Raw genomic sequence first — 19,769 nt, 5'->3', positions numbered from 1 at the left:
GGATGATGACCGCGATCTGTTTTTGGGGAGAGGCGTTGTGGGTGAGGGGCGTACACCCGACCATTTTTCGTGGCGCTGGCCCCCTCATCCCCAGCCCTGCTCCCCGACAAAGCCGGGGGAGAAACGAGCCATTGTAAGTTGTGCAGACATCGATGCTTCCAAGGAGGGTGTCGCCTTTTCTTGGTGCATCTGCCGCTCGTTGCGGGTGCGGGTTTGATCCGGGACTTACCGCGTCAGCAAAACGTTGCGCGGGTCGTGTTTGCGGGCGATTTCGCGGTACCGCAACGCGGCGGATTCGGGCAACAGGGAGTTGATCATGCAGTCGCAACTCCACTCAAATCCCGCGGTCTTGCTCAATCGGGGAAAGACATCGAGCGACCATTGGAACGCGTCCGGCTGCTGGCAGCCGGGCGGGCAGGTGTGCAGCAGATAGTTGAAGGCTTTTCCGGGGAACGCTTCTTTGACCCAGGAAAGGACTCTCCAGAGGAAACTGGCCAGTTGGTCCAGGGAGGTATCGGTCATCAGGTCAAAGTGCGGTTGATGCTCCACCGACGTCATTCGGATCAGCCCGCCGAACCGGCTGGCGAAGGGGCAGAAGGCGACAAACGAGTCGGTTCGATCGATCAACCGGCTTCGCTCGGCAAGTTCTGCACGCAACAAATCACACGCCAGCGAGCACCCGGTCCTGGCCCGATGGTGTTCACAGCGAAGCATCGTGGTGCGGACATGGTGTGGCATCAGGCTGGTCGCGATCAGTTGGCTGTGACTGTGTCGCAGCGACGCGCCGGCTTCGGGACCGCAATTCTTGAAAACGCTGATGTAGTTGATTCCGGGCACCTGCCGCCAGTGGCGGATTCGGTCGCGAAATGCCAGCAAGGTCATGTAGACCATTGCCGGGTCATATTCGGTGATCGACTCGGCATGCAGCGCCGATTCGATGATGACTTCGTGTCCTCCGACCACATCGGTGATGGGAAACAATTCGTGGCGATCAACGTGAGCGCCCGTCGCGGCCTCGCTGGGGCTGACCGCTGGGAATTTGTTGGGCACCACACGCACATCCCATCCATCCTGTTCCCCCGCAACGACTTCGACGTGCGGTCCGGCGAAACGGGTTGCCCCGTTTTCGATCGGGGGCGCTCCCTGGTCACCCAGCTTGGCCGACCAAACGGCTTCGGGGGTGCGGCTTTCGGCGCCGGAGCAGAACGGGCAATCGGCGTCGACGGCCGGTTGCGTGGTAACGGCAACCGACGCGGGTGCGTTTTTTGATTCGTAGTCGTTGGGGCGCTCGTTGCGTTTGGGCGCAAAGATCGTCCAGTCCCCGGTCAACAGGTCTCGACGCGTATGCGACGTCGAGTGGTCGCCACGATAGGCCGCAGCTTCCTTTCGGCTTTTGCTATCGGTTGCCGAACGTGCCAACGATCGCATCACCGATCGCCGTGCCGGACGGCCCGGCCACATGGCCTCGGTTTCGCCGGCCGAAGCAAGACGCGTGTCGGTGTCGATGACACCCGGTTTCTCGCGATATTCTGAGACGCTTTCACCGACCCGGCTGGAAGAATCTGCCTCTGCCGAAAAAGTGGGCGGTCGTTGCTCAGAATCAGAAGACATAGCTTCTCAGCAGTGGTTAATTGGGATAGGGGAGGACGCCTGCACCTTGGAGCCACCGCCCGATCTCGTACATCATCCTCTCGTCCACGTGAGCCATCCCAGATTATCCATTCTGGGAATGTTTTTGGCGGACCCGATTAACCTCACTCTACCAATTTCTGAGCAATTACCAGCCTTTCGAATTCAAAAAAACGAAAACGTTTGCTTGCACCTACTTTGGCGTTTTTGCCATGCCCCTCTTAAGGGAAACTGCGTGGTCGTAAAGCTCTACATACTGGGATGCACTTTTCCTCCAGGACCAATCCGCCGACATCGCACGCTCGACCAAATTATTCCAATTTTTTTGGTCGTGATAACGCAATTGCAGGGCTCGGCCGACGGCTTCGTCCAGTCCGCGCGGAGAAACCTCGTGCAAATGAAATCCGGTTGCGGTTTCGTTGGCCAAATTTTCGGCCGTCGTGTCGACCACCGTGTCGGCCAATCCGCCGGTGGCTGTGACGATCGGAATCGTGCCGTACCGCAAACTGTACAACTGATTCAGCCCACAGGGCTCGTAGTGGCTGGGCATGACGAACAGGTCCGCTCCGGCTTCGATCCGGTGCGCCAGTGCATCGTTGAAGCCGATGTGGGCGGCGACCTGCTGTGGGGCTTCGGCGGCCAGGGCGGCCAGCTCGGTCTCGATCTGTTTGTCGCCGCTGCCGAGAATCATCCACTGCGTCGGTCGTCCCTCGCGGACGTGTTGGCGAATCACGGGCAGAATCAAATCCCATCCTTTCTGTTCGGCCAGCCGTCCGACCAGGCCGATCATCGGCACGTCATCCGACTCTTCGAGTCCGAATTCGCTCTGCAACGAACGTTTGTTTGCCACCTTGCCGGTCTGCCAATCGTCGACGTCGAATCGCACGGGCAACGTGCTGTCGGTCGCCGGATTCCAAACCGTCTCATCGATCCCGTTGGTGATCCCGGTCACCCGTCCGCCCTTTGACGCAAGCACGCCATCGAGGCCGCAACCGTGCTGCGGCGTGCAGATTTCCATGGCATACCGCGGACTGACCGTCGTGACATGGTCGGCGCACACGATCCCCGTTTTCAGGAAGTTCAGCTGTCCGTAGTACTCAAACGACTCATGCGTGAAGTGCTTCCAATCCAGTCCCGTCCAAGCGAACGCGTCGCGATGGAAATTGCCCTGATAGGCCATGTTGTGAATGGTCATCAACGTCGCCGCACGTGACAGCGATCGGTAGGCCGTCGGTGATGCCTGGACCAGCGCGGGGATCAACCCGGATTGCCAGTCGTTGCAATGCAGCACGTCGACGTCCATCTCGATCCGCATCAACGCGGCCAGGGCGGCGCGACAAAAAAACGTGAACCGTTCGGCATTGTCGCGGTAGTCCCCGAGCGAGTCTCCGTAAAGTGATTCGCGATCGAAGTATTGGGGTTGGTCGATCAGCCACGCGACCACGTTGCTCTCGGGAAGCAAGCACCTGAGCAGCCGGCCGCCGACCAGTTTTCCAGGCGACATCGGGATCGCGAAACTGATGTCGGTGGTGTCGATTTTCAGCCCGGAGCGATGGACGCTTCGAAACGCCGGCAAGATCACCGCACAGCGGTGCCCGAGCGCGGCGACTTCCCGCGGCAGCGTTCCACAGACGTCAGCCAACCCCCCCGTTTTTGCCAGCGGAACTGCTTCGGAAGTTACGTAGACAATATTCAAAACTTCATACCTTAATCGTAGCCGGGCGCCCCTGTGGCAACAGGAAACGGCCGAAGTTAATGCAGTGAGCCGGGGATTCACAGCGTTCCCACCCACCCGTATGGAAATATTGGTCGCAATTAGCGCTCGCGCGGGAAAGCTCGGGGGGCGACGACGTCGAAATCGCCCCGTATCAGCTAAACTTAGTCGTCAATCGTCGTAATCTGCTCATCATTGCCCGAATCCCTAGTTGTGTTGCCTGCATGTCGATCGCACAGAGCGAATTCTGGTCTCGTTTGGTCCGATCCGGGATCGCCGACCCGGGCAGTTGCCAACGCTACGGTGCCGCGTTCGCACAGTCGCCGGAAAAATCGACGGGCGACGACGGGGCCGCCGTCGCCGCCTTTTTGGTCCGAACGGAGGTTCTGACGAACTTCCAGGCCGCGCAGCTGCTTGCCGCGGACGATTCGGACCGACAAATCGGTCTCGCACTGCGGGTCGGTTCCTATGTGATGACCAGCGATCAACCGGTCCAGCCGTTTTCCCATTGGATCCCCGTCCAGACGCCGGTGACCGAAGACGCTCCGGTTCCCCGCTACGGTTTCCTGCTGCGTGTCCCGCTGGGGAGTCTGGATGAAACCCGTCGCAGCTGGATTGCGGTGCACAGTGAAATTCGCGCCGAATCGCTGCAGGCGATCGAACTGTCCGGTGGTGCCCAAGCGGGGACGACCGATCAGACCGTCGAAATCTTTTCCCCGCTTCCCACCGGGGCGTCGCTCTTCCAGGTGCTGCAGACCAAGTCGTCGCTCAGTCCGCGAAAGACGGTTCGGATCGGCGTCGACCTGGCCAACGCGTTACATGCGCTGCATCAGCCGCTCGATTCCGGATCGGTCCTGGCCCATGGGGCGGTGGGATCGGATCACGTCTGGGTCACCCCCAAAGGCCACGCGATCCTGCTCCGCGACCCGTCCTCCCCGGCGCGGTCACCGCTGGCGGACCTTTCCACCAGTTGGATCGAATACCTGGAATCGCCCGCGCTGCATGCCGCCCCCGAGCTGGCCGACTCGGCGGTGATGCCGACGCCGGCCTCGGATCTGTATTCGCTGGGATCACTGTTGTTCCGGCTGCTGCTCGGACGTCCCGCCTTCTCCGCCGCGATCGCCTCCTCCGGCGAACACGGGCGCGCGTTGCCGGCCGCACACAACCAACCACAACCACCCGAGTTGATCGAAGCGGTCCAGCAAGGGGCTGCGGGAAACCCGCTGCTTCGTGTCTTGGCCTATGCGATGGCACAGGACCCCGCGGCGCGATTTGATTCCGCCGCCGCGATGGCTGAAGCGCTCCGCCGCGCCGGTGAATTGGTCGACGCAAAACCGAAGCCATCCAGCCCGAAATCGAAAACGAAGAAAACGCCGCCGGACACTCCACCGGCCGCTCGGCCTCCAGCCCCTCCGGCCGATCCGCCCCCAGCCCCGCCCGCCACCGCTCCGCCGATCGAAACACCAATGGCGGCCTTGCCCCGCGCGGCGAAACGCGCCCCTTCGCCACCCGCCCCACCGACGGTCCAGACCAGCCCGCCGCCGCAGCAACCCGCCGGGCAAGAGACGCCCGCCGCCGGCAACGCCACAACAACATCGGAAACCGCAGCTCCGGAAATTGCCCCCCCGGACACGGCGGCGGCAGCGCCGGACGCTGTGCCCTCGGCCCCCCCATCAACCGCCGACGCGGACGATCCCGAGGGCCGGCCCACACGGCGGAAGCGTCGCACGCGACGCAAGAATCGGATCCCGATCCTGGCCGGCATGATGGTGTTGCCGCTGATGATGCTGGCCCTGGCCATCGCACTGCGCGGTCGCGGACCGGTAGAGCCCCCGCCGCCGCGGCGGCCGAGTCCGGGAATCATCAATCGGGTTCCAGAGGTCCGCGAGTCGCGGCGTGAGGTGGCCGACAACCAACCGACGCTCGTCAATGGTTACGAAATCGTCGACAGTGACCGGTTGCTTTGGGTGCCACCGTACTCGGCCGATTCCCCGCCGCCGTCCCTGGAGCTCCTGCCGCCCGGTCCGGCGATGATCCTTTCAATTCCGCTGGCGCAGGTCAGCCAGAATGCCGACGCCCGATCGTTAACGTCGACCTTTGACGCGGAGCTGTCGCCTTGGATCGAGCTGGCCCAGCAGCGGGCCGGGGTGCCGAAGGACCAGATCGCACGCTGTACCGCGGCATTTTTTCCCGGCAAGGATGGATGGCCCGAAGTCGCCTTGGTGGTCGATCTGGTCACACCGGTCGCGTTGGACACGCTGACGGAAAAGTGGCAGGCGTTCGAATCCCGCACTCCCGACGGAGTGATCATCTACGCCGGGGAAGACCTGGACGGCGATGCGTACTACGTCGGCGGCGGTGAAAAAGGAAAGCCGCCCGAAGGTGGCAACGTCGGGCGGTTCGCCATCGCCTCGCTGGATCGAATTCGCGAGGTGGCCGAAACCGAAGGCGCGTCGATACCGCTGGTTCGCAGCATGCAAACTCTGTGGAACCAAACCAGTGCGGAAAGTGACCTGGTCGCCTTGGTCACGCCCAACTTCTTGTTCGCCGATGGCCGCCAAATGCTGGACGCCTCGCTGCCCGAATTCACTCGACCGCTGAAACGCTGGTTGATTCCCGATGTCGCCGCCTTCTCGTTGTCCGCTTCGGCGGGCGATGGGGCGCTGTACTTGGAACTGCGCGAATTGCCCAGCGGCGGAGCGACCGCAGCGACGTTGTTGAAAGCGTTCCGCGATACCACTCAAACGTGGCCCGATTGGGCGGACCAATTCATTTTGACTTCGGTTCCCGATCCGTCGTGGCGACTGTTGGCCACCCGTTTGCCGCTGATGCTGCGGTTCGTCAACGAACAAACGCGTAGCTCGATCCTGGGTGAAACCGTCGTCGCGTCGACGTATCTCCCCGTCGATGCCGGATCGCAAATCGCACTGGGAACGTTCTTGGCGATGAACACACCGGCCGGCGCTGACACGGTGGCCGGGACTACCAAAGCCGAATCGCTGTCACTTGATCAGATCCTCGATCGGCCGATGTCGATCTCGTTTTTGCAACTCTCCTTGCAGTTCGCCGTCGATGCCGTCGTCGATGAGTTCAAGCAAACCCTGCCCGAAGGATCGACGATGCCGGGGGTGCGGATCATCGGTGCCGATCTGGAGAAAAACGGGATCACTCAAAACCAACAGATCCGTAATTTCGAGCATGAAGACCAGCCGCTGCGAAAGGTGCTGACCGAGTTGGTGCTGGGCGCCAATCCGGACAAGACCGCGACTGGACCGACCGATCCCAAACAGTCGCTGATTTGGGTCGTGCACCCGACGGGCAAACCGCCCGAAGAAACCGAGATTCTGATCACAACCCGCGACGCGGCCGCCGGCAAGTACGAATTGCCCGAAGAGTTTCGAATCCCCGAGGGCAATTAAAACGACGCCTTTCGTCAGTACGACGGTCCCTTCCGGGCCGTCGCAGAGTGAGTTGTACGACGGTCCCTTCCGGGCCGTCACAGAGTGAGTTGTACGACGGTCCCTTCCGGGCCGTCGCCCCTCGCTGTAAAGCAGCGAAGGGAATCGCCTAAAGGCTAAACACCAACAACGCCTCTGTGCAGCGCCCGATGTCAATCATCGACGGACCGCTCGCTGACCGGCCTGTCGATTTATCCTGATGCTCGGTGCCTATGCTAGGCGCGACGCGTGAGCGAGGGGCCCGCGTTGCCCCTCGCTCACGCGTCGGGCTGGCATGATTGCGCTAGGTACGGCTTGTCGCTGGCAGCTTCTGTCATTCGATCAAATCCAACAGCGCGTCGACCTTCGCCTCGGCCGGATCGATCGAAAGCCTCCGTTGGGCTTGAGCAACACTCTCTCGCCAATGCTGCTTTGCGATCGATGTGGTTGATTCCTCGACCGACTGCGGTTGCCGCTGGATATGCAAGTCCCAGCCTCCCGTTTCCGCATTGACGCCGACGACGTAATTGCCAGGCGTGACCAGCGTGGAATTGCTGCTGCCATCGCCGAGTCCGGTGTCGAAATCGATTCGGACCGGTCCGTCCAGACGGTGCTCGATCACCGATCCGGCTGGGGCACTCTGCGGCTGGCCGTTGATCAGATAATGGAATTCGGCGGGAGAGCCGCTGGCATCGATGGAGACCTCGACGGCGGTCTTTTGACGGACATCCCAACCGTTTTGACCGACCACCCAGCGATACATGCCGTCGTTGATCGTGTAGCGTTTGACGGCGCCCTTTCCGTTTTGAAACGCGACGACGAAGGCTTGATCCAGCGGCACCATTTCACCGGGTGCGAGTGTGATCTCGAGCGCATCGTCACACACAAAACTGATCGGTGACGTGTTGATCGACGGGCTGTAGAGCACGACCGCCGGGATGCCCTCGGGCAATTGCATGTCCGTGACCGCGTTGCCGGCCAGCCCCAGGCCGACACCCAACAAGCCCGCGATCGCCTCTTCGGGTGCATCGCTTTTGACAGCCGCCTCGGCGATCCGCACAAACAAGTCGTCGCGACGCTGGGCCCCCAGCACCCGCGCGATCTCACTCATCACGCTCATGTTGCGGATGTTCTTGGCGCGTTGGGCGATGATCGCCAGCTCATTCCCTGTTAACACCGGTCCGGTCACACCGGTCAGTTCACTCCGCAGTTCATCGATGGCTTGCGTCAGGGTTTCCGAGTCGGACTCCGGTGCCAGCGCCGCAATTCGATCGGCAGCATCGGCAGCGCCGATCAGTGACGTCCACGATTGGCGATTGCCCAACTGGGCCAAGGCGTCGTCATGGCCTGCCAACAATGCCGACCGGGCACCTTCATCACGCGATTGATTCGACAAGCGCCCGTAATCACGGCGCAGCGAGTCCACGGCCGGATCTGAACTCGATTGATCCAGGAATCGCGCAACGGCCTGGTCGATCTGGCTGGCGATCTCGGCCGCTTCGACACGGATGACTTGAGCGGTCAATTGCGGGCCGGCCGACACGACGTGGGTCAATGCGATTTCCGTCGGCGAAGGGTTCGGCGAAACCGCGGGCCGCGCGACGATCGTGTTTGCCGGGGGACGGACCGCGGGCGGAGTGGGCGCGGGCGATGGGCTGGGCTGTGGACTGCTTTGGGGTTGGGGCTGGACTTGGTACGTCTGGGATGGAATCGTTTGTGACCCGGAAGATCCCTGGCGTCTGGACGGACGAGACGAACCGCGCCCTGGAAGGCCTCCTCCGCGTCGGAAGCCTCCGTTCAAGCCCTTCTCCAAGATCTGGCCGCCGGCACGATCCAGGATGACCGGTCCGACTGCCGGCAAGATGACTTTCCCCAACGCTTCGCCGATGATGTCTTGCCCCGAGGATTCGGACGGGACCGTCGCGAGCATCCCGCCGACGATTGCTACGCAAAGGCTCTTTCTCAGTCGGTTCATTGGATCGGCCGTCGTCGTTTGAGGATTCGGTTTGAGCGGATCGGGACGCGTGAACCGCCCGACGTGCCCGCCGTCGCGGCGGCTGAGCAAGCGTAGCTCAGAAACCGTGCGAACGAGGGTACCTGCGTCAACGCACTCATTGTGCCTGAAATGAATCCGGCAATGGGGAAAGAATCGTCGCCCGCGACCGATGGACGACCGGAATACCGCACGACTGGGATAATCGTTGCAGTCGCGTGGTGAAACGATGCGTGCTGCACTCCGTCCGCACCACCTTCTGGCGAAGGTAGCTACGTTTGGAAACGTCGCGACACCGGGCGATTACCGTCCCGGGCGATAGGGATTGAACAGCAGGTAGTTCAAGTGGCGATACAGATCGCTGTCGGCCAGCAGGTCGCTGTGTTTGCCTTCGCCGGCCAGGTTGGGACCGTTCAGCAGGATCACGCGATCAGCCGTCCGCAACGTTTGCAGCCGGCGCGGCAGCATCACGACCAACGAACCTTGGTCGACCAGCTTCTTGATCGCCTTTAAACACGGATCGTCGGCGAGCTGTGCATTGGGGGCCGGCGGTTCACCGACCAACAGGATCGGTGGGCGATGCAACAGCGCGCGGGCCAATCCGATCCCATAGGTCGCTTCGGTCGAAAGCGAAACGCCTTCGACCGTCGCGTAGGTCGACAAGCCTTCCGGCAGACGTTGGATCTGGTCATAGACATCGACCTCGCGGAGCGCATCGACGATGTCCGCGTTGCTGATCGTGCCACCGCTTCCGGCCGCCAGGTTCTCTTCGATCGTCCCGTCCCACAGCGGGCCGGATGGTTCGATCCACATCACATTCTTGGCCAATGAAGCCGGGTGTACTTCCAACAGCCTTAGCCCGTCGATCCGCACCTCTCCCGATCCCGGGCGTCCAAACCCCATCAACAATTCGACCATCGCTTGCGGCGACACCGAATCCGTTCCGAGCAACGTGACCAGAGACTGGGGCGTGAACTCGGTCGTGATATGATTCAGGATCGGCTGGCCATGGGAATCGACCAAGGTCACGTCGCGAAACTCCACGCCGTCTCTCAACCCGGCCAATCCGACGCGTTGCTCCGACGGGGTCGCTTCGTCACTTCGTCGCAAGTAGGAATAAACGGCATCGCAGGCGGTCCCGCTGTCACGCAATTTTTTCCCCAGCGACTGCAACCGCCAGACGCCCGTCACCGCGCCGGCGAGCGAGAGGCCGAGCACGACGGCCGACGAAAGACTTAGCCCCGCTTCGGTCTCCAGCAAATTCAATCCCAAGCCGATGACCATGATGGCGATCGCCGCCGACGCGGCCAAGAACATCAGCGGCCAGACGCGGGCACGTTCGGCGTCCTTCTCCCGTAGCTTCTGGTACAACTGGTCCAGTTCATGCTGAAACGATGCTTCGGCAATCCCCTGGGCTCTTAAACGAGCCATCTTAGGGGCGCGGCCGACCAAGGCCGCCATTTGGGCACGCAACTGGGGAAGCTCCCACCGACCGACTTCGTCCAAGTCGCTGCCACGCACAAAACGGTACATCCGCCAAACCATCACGCCGCTGATCACGGCAACCACGGCCAACCAAATGTGAACCAATAACGCCAGCACGACGCACCCCAGCAAGAGGAACAAGCTGCGCGGCATGGAGCGATACCAGAACGATAGCCCGGCTTGAACGGCCGGCAGGTGTCGACCGATCAGTTTCTGAGCGTTCAACGATTGCGCCGCGGCGCCCTCCAGTTCCGCCCGGCGCACGCTCTGCTTCAGCACTTTTTGATGCAGTGCCTTGGTGATCGCGGCCGCACGACGATCGGCCAAACGGCGATGACGCCACACCGCCACACTCAACACCACCGCCATCGCAAACGCCAGCGAAGTCAGCTGAGTCAATTGGACCAGCGGTGGCTGGTCGACAAATGAGGCCGGAAGCTGGATGTACAAATTCGCCCCCAGCCGCGCCGACGCCTGACGCAATTCTCTCGATTCCAGCAACAACGAGATCAGCCCGACCACCAGGACCACACAGGGGATCAGCAGGCCGGCAAGTGTCGCCCAAAGCAACGAGGAAAGTGCGCCCGGGCCCGCCTCCGGTTCGCGACGGGCTGCCGAAAGAGTATGGAATCGATTCAAAGCAACGGCTCCCCGATGATGAACGTCACGGTGTCATTGGAGAACGAATCGCTTGCCGGTCCCAGCCGGCGGTCTCCGCCTTCGCGAAAACCTGTCTTTCCGTTCACCCACTATGCCAGGTCGCGGTCCTCGAACAACAGCATCGCCAACATCCAAATCGCGACCGCGAAACATACAAGATAGTTAAAAGAACCGGCCAGGTAGATCCAGGGCACGTGGCTTCCGCTATCCATCGCACTTTGAACGTTAAATACATTCAAATTCGGCACGATCACCGCGATCAAATTGCCAAAGAAGCCCACCAGCGCGTTTTCCCCCTGGGCCGACGCGACCAGCGGTTGGGTCAGGTTGCCGATGACATAGATCACGAAACAGAGAATCAAATTGGCCAACAGCGGCAGCCGGGTTGCCAGGGCGACCGCGATCGAAGCGATCACCATCGTTTGCATGAAGTACAACCCCAACACCGGGACAGTCGACATGATCTCCTCAAATCCGATCTCCCAAATCGGCGTCGCCTTGGACGTTTCCCGAGCATCATAGATCGGCTTGTACGCCATCAACAACAGCAAGACTGCCCCGATAATCACGAACATCACCGCAACCGACATGATGATTCCGGCATACTTGCCCAACAGAAACGAGCGTCGGGACACCGGTTTGCTCAACACCGTCAGTGCCGTTCGGCCTTCGATCTCTTCGCTGACCGAGGTCCCCGAACTCCACACCGCTTGCAGCATCGCCAGCACCATGATCAGTGTCACGCTGCTGTCCTTGAACATGCGGATGTCGTCACCGAGCGTGTTGAACGGGTAAATCGAAAAGATGACGACTCCGACCACGCCGATGACCAACAGGATCAGATACAGCGTCTGCGCCATTTCGTTCTTCGCCGTCGACCAAGCCAGTGCCCAGACTCGCGGGGCGGCTTGGCGAAACGCGACCAGTCCGCTGAGCAAAAAGAACACCAGCCCGCCGATCCCGGCAGCCTGCGTCATCTCGGGGATCCTGGGGATCGACGTCATGGTGATGGTGACGGTCGCCGGGTCGAGTTCGCGGTTTTGAATGTGGAACCGCGACGAATCTTGCGGCAGCGGCGGCTGATCGCGGTCCTCATAGCGAAACACCAGCGTCTCGCCGGCATCGACGCGCGTCGGGTTGCGGCTGAATTCCGCCATCGTCGCACCGTCGGACAGCATCACCGTCTTGTCGGTCGAAATCTTCAACTCCGAAATCCCGATCAAATCGTATTCGATCGATTGCGGGTGAAACGTCGCCGCGTCGGGACTGACCGATGGATCCGCCCCCGGGATCGTCAACGCAACTTCCCTCGTTCCGTCACCGATCACATGCACTTCCGAGAGCGCGCGGACGAATCGCATGGGCTCGGAAATGAAGTAGGTGCCCGCCAATCCGATCAACACAAAAACCCCCGCGACGGACAACACGTAGGGCACGATCCCCTCGGTCAGAATCTCTCCCCATTCCACTCGCGTGCGGTACCACATCCCATAGACCACCGCGTACCCCATCACCAATCCGATCAGAACCAGGGGCAAAATCAGCGGCTGGACCGCTCCCTCGTCGGACATCGCGTACTGGCCGCACAGCACGACTGCAAACACCACCCCGATCACGATCGAAGCGATATTCCCGGTGGTCGATGAATCGGCCAGCTTGCCCAGCGGGGGGATGAACGACAGCAACGCCAGGGCGGCGTAGAAAACGGCCGCCGCGACAGCTCCCAACAGCAATCCGATCGCAATCGTGTAGATCGGGGTGACCCAAATCGGGAACCAGTCTGCGATCTGCCCCAGCATCATCGGTCCGGGAAACAATTGCGAAGCGTCCAACGGAAGAGCGGAAAGAGCGGCGGGAGCCGATAGCGCAGACGGGGCCATGAGCGGGGCAGCAACGAAGGGAAGGGTGACGAGTGCGTGCGACGGACCTTTTCCGCCGACTGATCGCTACGCAGCGAGTCACCAAATGGTTGCCCGGCTGGGAACAGAATTCTCAGTTTCGCCGGCGGGCAAGCAGAAATGCCAGCGGGACGCGTCAGCGAGCGGCCTGCCGAGGCACTCGGAAGACGACGATACACGAGTGACATCAGCCGATTCGCGCAAACGTTCGGGCACCAGAGTCGATGAAGGCAGCGTCGATAGAGGCCCGCGTCGATCGAGGCCCGTAGGCTGGCGCCAAACGGCTGATCCCAACAGGGTTTCGCACAATAAGAACCCCAAAATCCGACGAACGAAAACGCGAACGATTTCGCGCAACCCAGGCTCCGCCGCGTGTGGCGGAGCCACCCCGGCAATGCGTTCCGAGTTCTGAGTTTGATGTGATCATGCCAGCCCGAAGTGGAGAGCGGCACCTACCCCTAAACCGCATCCAGCTTGGCCCGGATGTCATCGGGGATGACCGCTTTTTCCAACCCGCCGCCGGGGCGGAGACGGCAGCAGACGGCGACGATGGTCCCTGTGGCGATCGGGATCACCCCACCATCGCCACCCTGGCGTGAAAACGCCAACCGATACTGAACACTGGAGCGACCGGTTTTGACCACCGACACGTCGATGTCCAGCCAGTCTTCGAATCTCGCGACGTTGGCATAATCGCAGCTGACGCTGACGCGGGGCCAGGTCACCGAGGGATCGTCGTGGGATTCGGGCAGGACCTTGATTCCCAGCGAGCGAAGCATTTCGTGCTCGGCGGATTCCATCCACGGAAAGAACGCCGAAAAGTGAACAATTCCGGCGGCATCGGTGTCACGAAACTCGACCATCCGGCGAGTTCGAAAGCTCATCAGTCGCCTTGGAAGGGCAGCAGCGCCATGTAGCGGGCGCGTTTGACGGCGGCGGTCACGGCGTGTTGGCTGACTGCGGTGCAACCGCTCTTGCGTCGCCCGACGATCCGGCCTTGGCGGTTGATCATCTTTTTCAGCAGCTCGACGTCCTTGTAATCCACGTACATCGGCCGCGGTCGTTGACCGTCGACAAAAATCGGGTCTTGTTTTTTGGCGCGGGATCGGACGCGTGAACGTTTTCGGGCTCGGCTACGCGAGCTCATCGGTCGGGCTGGCATGATGGTGCTCAGTACAGGACAGGTGGCGATCGGACACTCATGGCGGCTTGCGGCACCCTTAATCAGCTTAAGCGGTGTCGGCGCCTTCAATACGAGTGGTCGGTGAGACTGGAGCTTTCAGCGGGAACCGTTCCCGCCGGCGGCTCATCGACTCGCCAAAGGAAGTCAACAGAAGCGGGAGAGTATGCCGCGGCCGACGCCCTTGGGCAAGAGGAAACCGACCGCCATCACGTGAAAACGGTGTGAAATCCCGTCGAATTGTTCGCCCCTCCCGTTGAATTTGCCCTTTCCGCTGGGGCCAACCTTTGCCATATTCCGCAAAAATTTTTCGGCGTGGTTCTGGCGGCCCGGATCGCCGGCCCCAAATTCGCCCCTTCCCCGTTACTGAGACCTCGTACCGAACGGCTGTGCTTTTTGCCCCTCGCGGGGCAGACCAGGCCACATCGATCGGTGCCCCACAACACAAAATTGCTCCGACCCACCATTCTCGGTCTTTCCAATAAACAAGTTGACGCGAATTGTTTTCCGCGTCCCCGAGACGTCTTCGGTCGGCTGCGACAGCTAGGTGAATGAGATGAAATTGGAGAAAGTTAGAAACATCGGGATCAGTGCCCACATCGACTCGGGCAAGACCACACTCAGCGAACGCATCTTGTTCTACGCTGGTCGAATTCACAAGATCGAAGACGTCCGTGGCGGCGGCGACGGCGCGACGATGGACCACATGGAACTGGAAAAGGAACGTGGGATCACCATCACCAGTGCCGCGACCAGCCTGGAATGGAAGGGCTACAAGATCAACTTGATCGACACCCCCGGCCACGTCGACTTTACCGTCGAAGTCGAACGCTCCCTCCGCGTGCTCGACGGCGCCGTGCTGGTGCTCTGCAGCGTCGGCGGCGTGCAAAGCCAGTCGATCACCGTCGACCGCCAAATGAAACGCTACCAGGTGCCCCGCGTCGCGTTCATCAACAAGATGGACCGCACCGGCGCCAACCCGTTCCGCGTCGTCCAGCAGCTGCGTGACAAACTGGGTGCCGAAGCCTTCTTGATGCAATACCCGATCGGTGCCGAAGACAAGTTCGAAGGCGTCGTCGACCTGATCGAAATGAAGTCCTATCGCTTCTCGGGCGACGAAGGCCAAAACGTCGACGTCGGCGAAGTTCCCGCCGAACTGATGGACAAGTGCGTTGCCCAACGTGCCCACATGCTCGAACAGCTGTCGATGTACAACGACGAGATGATGGAGCTGTTGCTCAGCGAAGAAGAAGTGCCGCTGGAGATGATCTACAAGGTCACCCGCGACGCCGTGCTGGGCGGTGCCACCCCGGTCTACATGGGCAGTGCGTTTAAGAACAAAGGCGTCCAGCCGCTGCTGGATGCCGTCAACCGGTACCTGCCCAGCCCGCTGGATCGTGAAATCCGCGGCGTGGACCCCGCCGATGAAACCAAGAAGATCGAACTGAAACCGGATCCCGACGCTCCGTTCGTCGGCATGGCGTTCAAGATCGTCGACGACGAATTCGGTCAATTGACGTTCATGCGGATCTACCAAGGAACTATCGAAAAAGCGGGCACCTACATCAACCAGCGGACCGGTCGCAAGGAACGCTTCAGCCAGATCGTTCGGATGCACAGCGACAAGCGTGAAAAAATCGATTCGGCCAGCGCCGGCGACATCGTCGCGGTGACCGGGATCGACGCGGCCAGCGGTGACACCTATGGCGTCGAACGTGACCAGTGCACGCTGGAGTCGATGTTCGTCCCCGATCCGGTCATCAAGATCGCGGTCACCCCCAAGAACCGCGGCGACGGCGACAAGATGAGCAAGGCGTTGCAACGGTTCCGCAAAGAGGATCCGACGTTCCGCGTGATGACCGACGAGGAAACCAACGAGATCCTGATCAGCGGCATGGGCGAATTGCACCTGGAGGTCTACATCGAACGGATCCGACGTGAATACGACGTCGAGATCGAAGTCGGTGCGCCGAAGGTCAGCTACCGCGAAAGCCCCACGCGAATGATCGAATTCAACTACAAGCACAAGAAGCAAACCGGTGGTTCGGGCCAATACGCCCACATCGTCGGCAAGCTCAGCCCGCTGGATTCGATCAGCGAAGACAGCTTTGAATTCGAGGATCACGTCGTCGGTGGCCGGATTCCCAAGCAGTACATCCCGGCCATCGAAAAGGGCTTCCGCGATATCCTGAACAAGGGTCCGCTGGCCGAGTATCCGGTCGTGGGCACCAAGATCGACCTGGACGACGGATCGTTCCACGAAGTCGACTCGTCGGAAAAGGCGTTCTACACGGCCGCCCAAGGCTGTTTCCGCGAGTACTTCAAGCAAGCCGCCCCCAAGCTGCTCGAGCCGATCATGAAGATCGAAATCGAATGCCCCGAGGACTTCCAAGGGACCGTCGTCGGTGACGTCATCCGTCGCCGCGGCATCATGAACAGCAACGACATCGTCGACGGGGTCAGCATCATCATCGCCGAGATCCCGCTGGCCGAAACCTTCGGCTACTCGACCGACCTGCGTAGCATGACCCAAGGCCAGGGAACCTTCACTATGGAACTGGCCACCTACCGCGAAACGCCGTCGAACGTCCAAGAAGAAATCGTCGAGCAAAAGCGCCGCGAAAAGGAAGGCAAGTAAGCTCGACGGGCGGATCGATTGACCGCCCGAAACGCAGCCAACTGAAAGGGCCGTCGCAATCGCGACGGCCCTTTTCTGTTAGGTACGACGGCCGTTCCAGGCAGTCGCGCAGAGGCTGGGCTGCGCGAAATCGTTCGATTCGTTCGCGTTTTCCCTCGTAGGGTTTTTGGCGTTTTCAATTCCGCGCAACCCTCTTGGGATCAGCCGTTTGGCGCCAGCCTACGGGCCTATATCGACGCTGGGGCCCGAACGCTTGCGCGAATCGGCTGATGCCATTCGTGTTTCGTCGCCCGATGGCTGCTGTGAGTCGACTTTCCATCTCGGAAAGGTTTTGCTTGAATTCTGAACCACCGCAGAATCCAGAGATTGCACAGCCCGCGCTGAGCCCCACGGGCGACAGCCCTTCCGGGGCGTCGAGACGCTACTGTACGACGTCCTTTCCAGGTCGTCGCGCAAAGCCCCACGGGCGACAGCCCGGAAGGGCCATCGTACACGCAAGAAAAGCATCGCCCTGAACCGGGCGGGCCCTCCAGGCGAAACACCAACACGCCCCCCGTTCACCGGCGCAAACAAAAACGGCCCGCCATCGGATCGATGGGGGCCGCTTCATCGTTGTTCGACTTTCGAATCGCCGTCGGCAGGCGATTCAATCCTACTCGTCCTTCAATTCGCCGCTGTCGGCGATCGTGATCGGCAGACGTGTCGCACCGCTCGGCGATGAACCCAGCGATTCGATGCGCCGGACCACTTCCATGCCTTCGATCACGCGTCCAAAGATCACGTGCTTGCCGTCCAACCACGGCGTCTTGACGGTGGTGATGAAAAACTGCGACCCGTTGGTGTTCGGGCCGGCGTTGGCCATGCTCAGCAAACCGACTTCGTCGTGCCGGAACGCGAATTTTTCGTCGGCAAACTTCTCGCCGTAAATGCTCTCGCCGCCGGTTCCGTTCCCGGCGGTGAAGTCGCCGCCTTGCAGCATGAACTCGGGAATCACGCGGTGAAACTTGCTGCCCTTGTAATACAAGGGCTTGCCCAGTTTTCCGACGCCTTTCTCGCCGGTGCAAAGAGCACGAAAGTTCTCGGCGGTCTTGGGGACGTCGTCACCGAACAGGCCCATCACGATTCGGCCCGCGGGCTCACCGTTGATTTCGATGTCGAAATAGACTTGATGGGTGACTTTGGCTTCAGAGGCGGATTTGGCAGATGCTTCGTTGGTCATGGTCAGGAAGGTGGCTAGGACAGCCAATGCGGTAAGGGTTCGTAGCATGGGGAATTCCGATCGCGGAAAGAGTCTACAGGCAAGACGGTGAACGAACTAGCGGAGCGGCCGACACGACCGCCCCGTGGGAGGCTCCATTATCACAACGTCGCAGCGATTGGCCAGTGGCGGCGCGGTGTCATGCCTCGTCCCCAGGCTCCGCCCTAGGGGCGAAAGTCCCCGCAAGCTCCGCCTGGGCTGCGCAAGATCGTGCGATTTAGTTCGCAGGATTTTGGCGTTTTCGATTCCGCTAAACCCGCTTGGGATCAGCCGTTTGGCGCCAGCCTACGGGCCTCCATCGCTGCTGAAGCCCGAACGCTTGCGCGAATCGGCTGATGCCACGCGTGTTTCGTCGCCCGTTGACCGATGTAGCGACGCCCGCCAGAACGTGGAAATCCCCGGGGATCCACCTTCTGGCGAAGGTAGCTACGTTTTTCCGTCAAATGACAGCCATGCACTACGCAAAAATCCCGTCGACGATGCGGCCGTGGACGTCGGTCAAGCGGAAATCTCGCCCCGCATAGCGATAGGTCAGCTGCGTGTGGTCGATCCCCAGCAGGTGCAGCATGGTGGCGTGCAGGTCGTGCATGTGGACCCGGTTTTCGCGGGCGTAGTAACCGAATTCATCGGTCGCTCCATACGCGAATCCGCCCCGGACACCGCCGCCGGACAGCACACAGGAAAAGCCTTGCGGGTTGTGATCGCGGCCGTTGGATCCCTGAACGACCGGCGTCCTCCCGAATTCGCCGCCCCAGACGATCAGCGTGTCGTCCCACAACCCGCGCTGCTTGAGATCCGTGATCAACGCGGCGATCGGCTTGTCCGTCGCCAGCGCGTTTTTCTCGTGCCCCTTTTGCAGGTTGCTGTGTTGATCCCAAACCTGGCCGCTGGACACGGTGATGAATCGCACGCCGCTTTCGGCCAATCGACGCGCCAGCAGGCAGCTTCGGCCGAATTCACGCGTCGCACTTTCGTCGATGCCATACGCCCGCTCGGTCGCCGCGGTTTCCGATTCCAAATCAAACACCTCCGGCGCCGCCGACCGCATCCGCCGGGCCAGGTCGACCGCCTGAATCGCACCTTCGATCTCGCGATCCGGGCCGCTCCGCGACAGGTGGCTCGCGTTGAGCGCTGCGAGCATCTCCATCCGTCGATCCACTCGATTCGAATCCACCGTGCCGGTCAGATGCGGGATCTTTCCGGATCCCGGTTTGCCGTTGCTGCCGATCGCGGTCGCCTGGTGCATCGCCGGCAAGAAGGCGGCGCCGTAATTACGTGGGCCGCCGTGTGCCGTGGCCGGCCCGATCGCGATGTGGGCCGGCAAATCCGGATGGCCACTGCCGAGCGCATAACTGATCCAGGCCCCGACGCTCGGCCGGACCAGGTTGTCGCTGCCGGTGTTGATCATCCCGACCGCTTGGCCGTGCGATTGGCCGCGCGTGTGCATGCTGCGGATGACACACAGCGAATCGGCGTGCGTCGCCATGTGCGGCAACAGTTCACTGACCCACAAACCGGATTGACCACGGCGCGCGAACTCCCAAGGCCCCTTCATCAGTTTGGGAACGGCGTCCAAATTGGGCGGCAAATCGAAGGGCAACGGCTTGCCGTCATCGGTCGCCAGCCGTGGTTTGTAGTCGAACGTGTCGACGTGGCTGGGCCCGCCGTGCATGAACAGAAAGATCACCCGCTTGGCCCGCGGTGTAGGATGCAGCCCGCCACCCAAGTCGATCGCCTCGGCCGCGCGAGCACCGATCGGTGTCATTGCCGAAACGGCCAGAGACCCGAGAGCGAACCCGCCGCGTCCGAGCAGTCGGCGACGGTCGAGGACAAGTGGCTCGGCAGCTGGATCAAGTGCTTTCATATTACTTCTGCTG

The 19,769-nt window shown here is 61.2% G+C and carries 11 protein-coding genes; 2 read left to right on the top strand and 9 right to left on the bottom strand.

Going from position 1 to position 19,769, the window contains the following annotated elements:
- Positions 1-225: 225 nt before the first annotated feature.
- Both Mal15_RS25455 and glgA read right to left on the bottom strand, forming a co-directional pair.
- Entirely contained in the window at positions 226-1,611 is a 1,386-nt protein-coding gene (locus tag Mal15_RS25455) for a galactose-1-phosphate uridylyltransferase (protein ID WP_147870322.1), read from the bottom strand.
- Positions 1,612-1,822: 211 nt separating this feature from the next.
- On the bottom strand, positions 1,823-3,325 hold the full coding sequence (glgA, locus tag Mal15_RS25450; protein WP_147870321.1) for a glycogen synthase GlgA: 1,503 nt from the start codon (positions 3,323-3,325) through the stop codon (positions 1,823-1,825).
- Positions 3,326-3,567: 242 nt separating this feature from the next.
- Between glgA and Mal15_RS25445 the strand changes: the two genes are divergently transcribed.
- Positions 3,568-6,762, top strand: coding sequence for a serine/threonine-protein kinase (locus tag Mal15_RS25445; RefSeq protein WP_147870320.1), 3,195 nt, complete (start codon positions 3,568-3,570; stop codon positions 6,760-6,762).
- Positions 6,763-7,114: 352 nt separating this feature from the next.
- Here the strand turns inward: Mal15_RS25445 and Mal15_RS25440 are convergent, their stop codons facing one another.
- The 5 genes from Mal15_RS25440 to rpsR all read right to left on the bottom strand — a co-directional run bounded on the left by Mal15_RS25440 (position 7,115) and on the right by rpsR (position 13,978).
- A complete protein-coding gene (locus Mal15_RS25440; RefSeq protein WP_147870319.1) occupies positions 7,115-8,755 on the bottom strand; it encodes a hypothetical protein in 1,641 nt (546 codons plus the stop codon).
- A gap of 321 nt (positions 8,756-9,076) precedes the next feature.
- Positions 9,077-10,897: an ABC transporter ATP-binding protein gene (locus Mal15_RS25435; protein WP_147870318.1), complete on the bottom strand. Its 1,821-nt coding sequence runs from the start codon at positions 10,895-10,897 to the stop codon at positions 9,077-9,079.
- Between the two features lie 110 nt (positions 10,898-11,007).
- Positions 11,008-12,750, bottom strand: coding sequence for an ABC transporter permease (locus tag Mal15_RS25430; RefSeq protein ID WP_233903023.1), 1,743 nt, complete (start codon positions 12,748-12,750; stop codon positions 11,008-11,010).
- A gap of 524 nt (positions 12,751-13,274) precedes the next feature.
- Positions 13,275-13,700 (bottom strand): acyl-CoA thioesterase, encoded by a 426-nt coding sequence (locus tag Mal15_RS25425; RefSeq protein WP_147870316.1) that lies wholly within the window; start codon positions 13,698-13,700, stop codon positions 13,275-13,277.
- Entirely contained in the window at positions 13,700-13,978 is a 279-nt protein-coding gene (gene rpsR / locus Mal15_RS25420; protein WP_233903022.1) for a 30S ribosomal protein S18, read from the bottom strand. The genes Mal15_RS25425 and rpsR overlap by 1 nt, the downstream gene beginning before the upstream one ends.
- A gap of 574 nt (positions 13,979-14,552) precedes the next feature.
- Here rpsR and fusA point away from each other — a divergent pair.
- Positions 14,553-16,634: an elongation factor G gene (gene fusA / locus Mal15_RS25415; RefSeq protein WP_147870315.1), complete on the top strand. Its 2,082-nt coding sequence runs from the start codon at positions 14,553-14,555 to the stop codon at positions 16,632-16,634.
- Between the two features lie 652 nt (positions 16,635-17,286).
- Here the strand turns inward: fusA and Mal15_RS25410 are convergent.
- Positions 17,287-17,901: a peptidylprolyl isomerase gene (locus Mal15_RS25410; RefSeq protein ID WP_147870314.1), complete on the bottom strand. Its 615-nt coding sequence runs from the start codon at positions 17,899-17,901 to the stop codon at positions 17,287-17,289.
- Between the two features lie 448 nt (positions 17,902-18,349).
- A complete protein-coding gene (locus Mal15_RS25405) occupies positions 18,350-19,756 on the bottom strand; it encodes a DUF1501 domain-containing protein (RefSeq protein WP_147870313.1) in 1,407 nt (468 codons plus the stop codon).
- Positions 19,757-19,769 lie beyond the last annotated feature (13 nt).

Source organism: Stieleria maiorica (assembly GCF_008035925.1).
GTDB lineage: Bacteria > Planctomycetota > Planctomycetia > Pirellulales > Pirellulaceae > Stieleria > Stieleria maiorica.
Note: the sequence above shows the minus strand (reverse complement) of the source record. Positions and strands in the feature narration are given on the sequence as shown.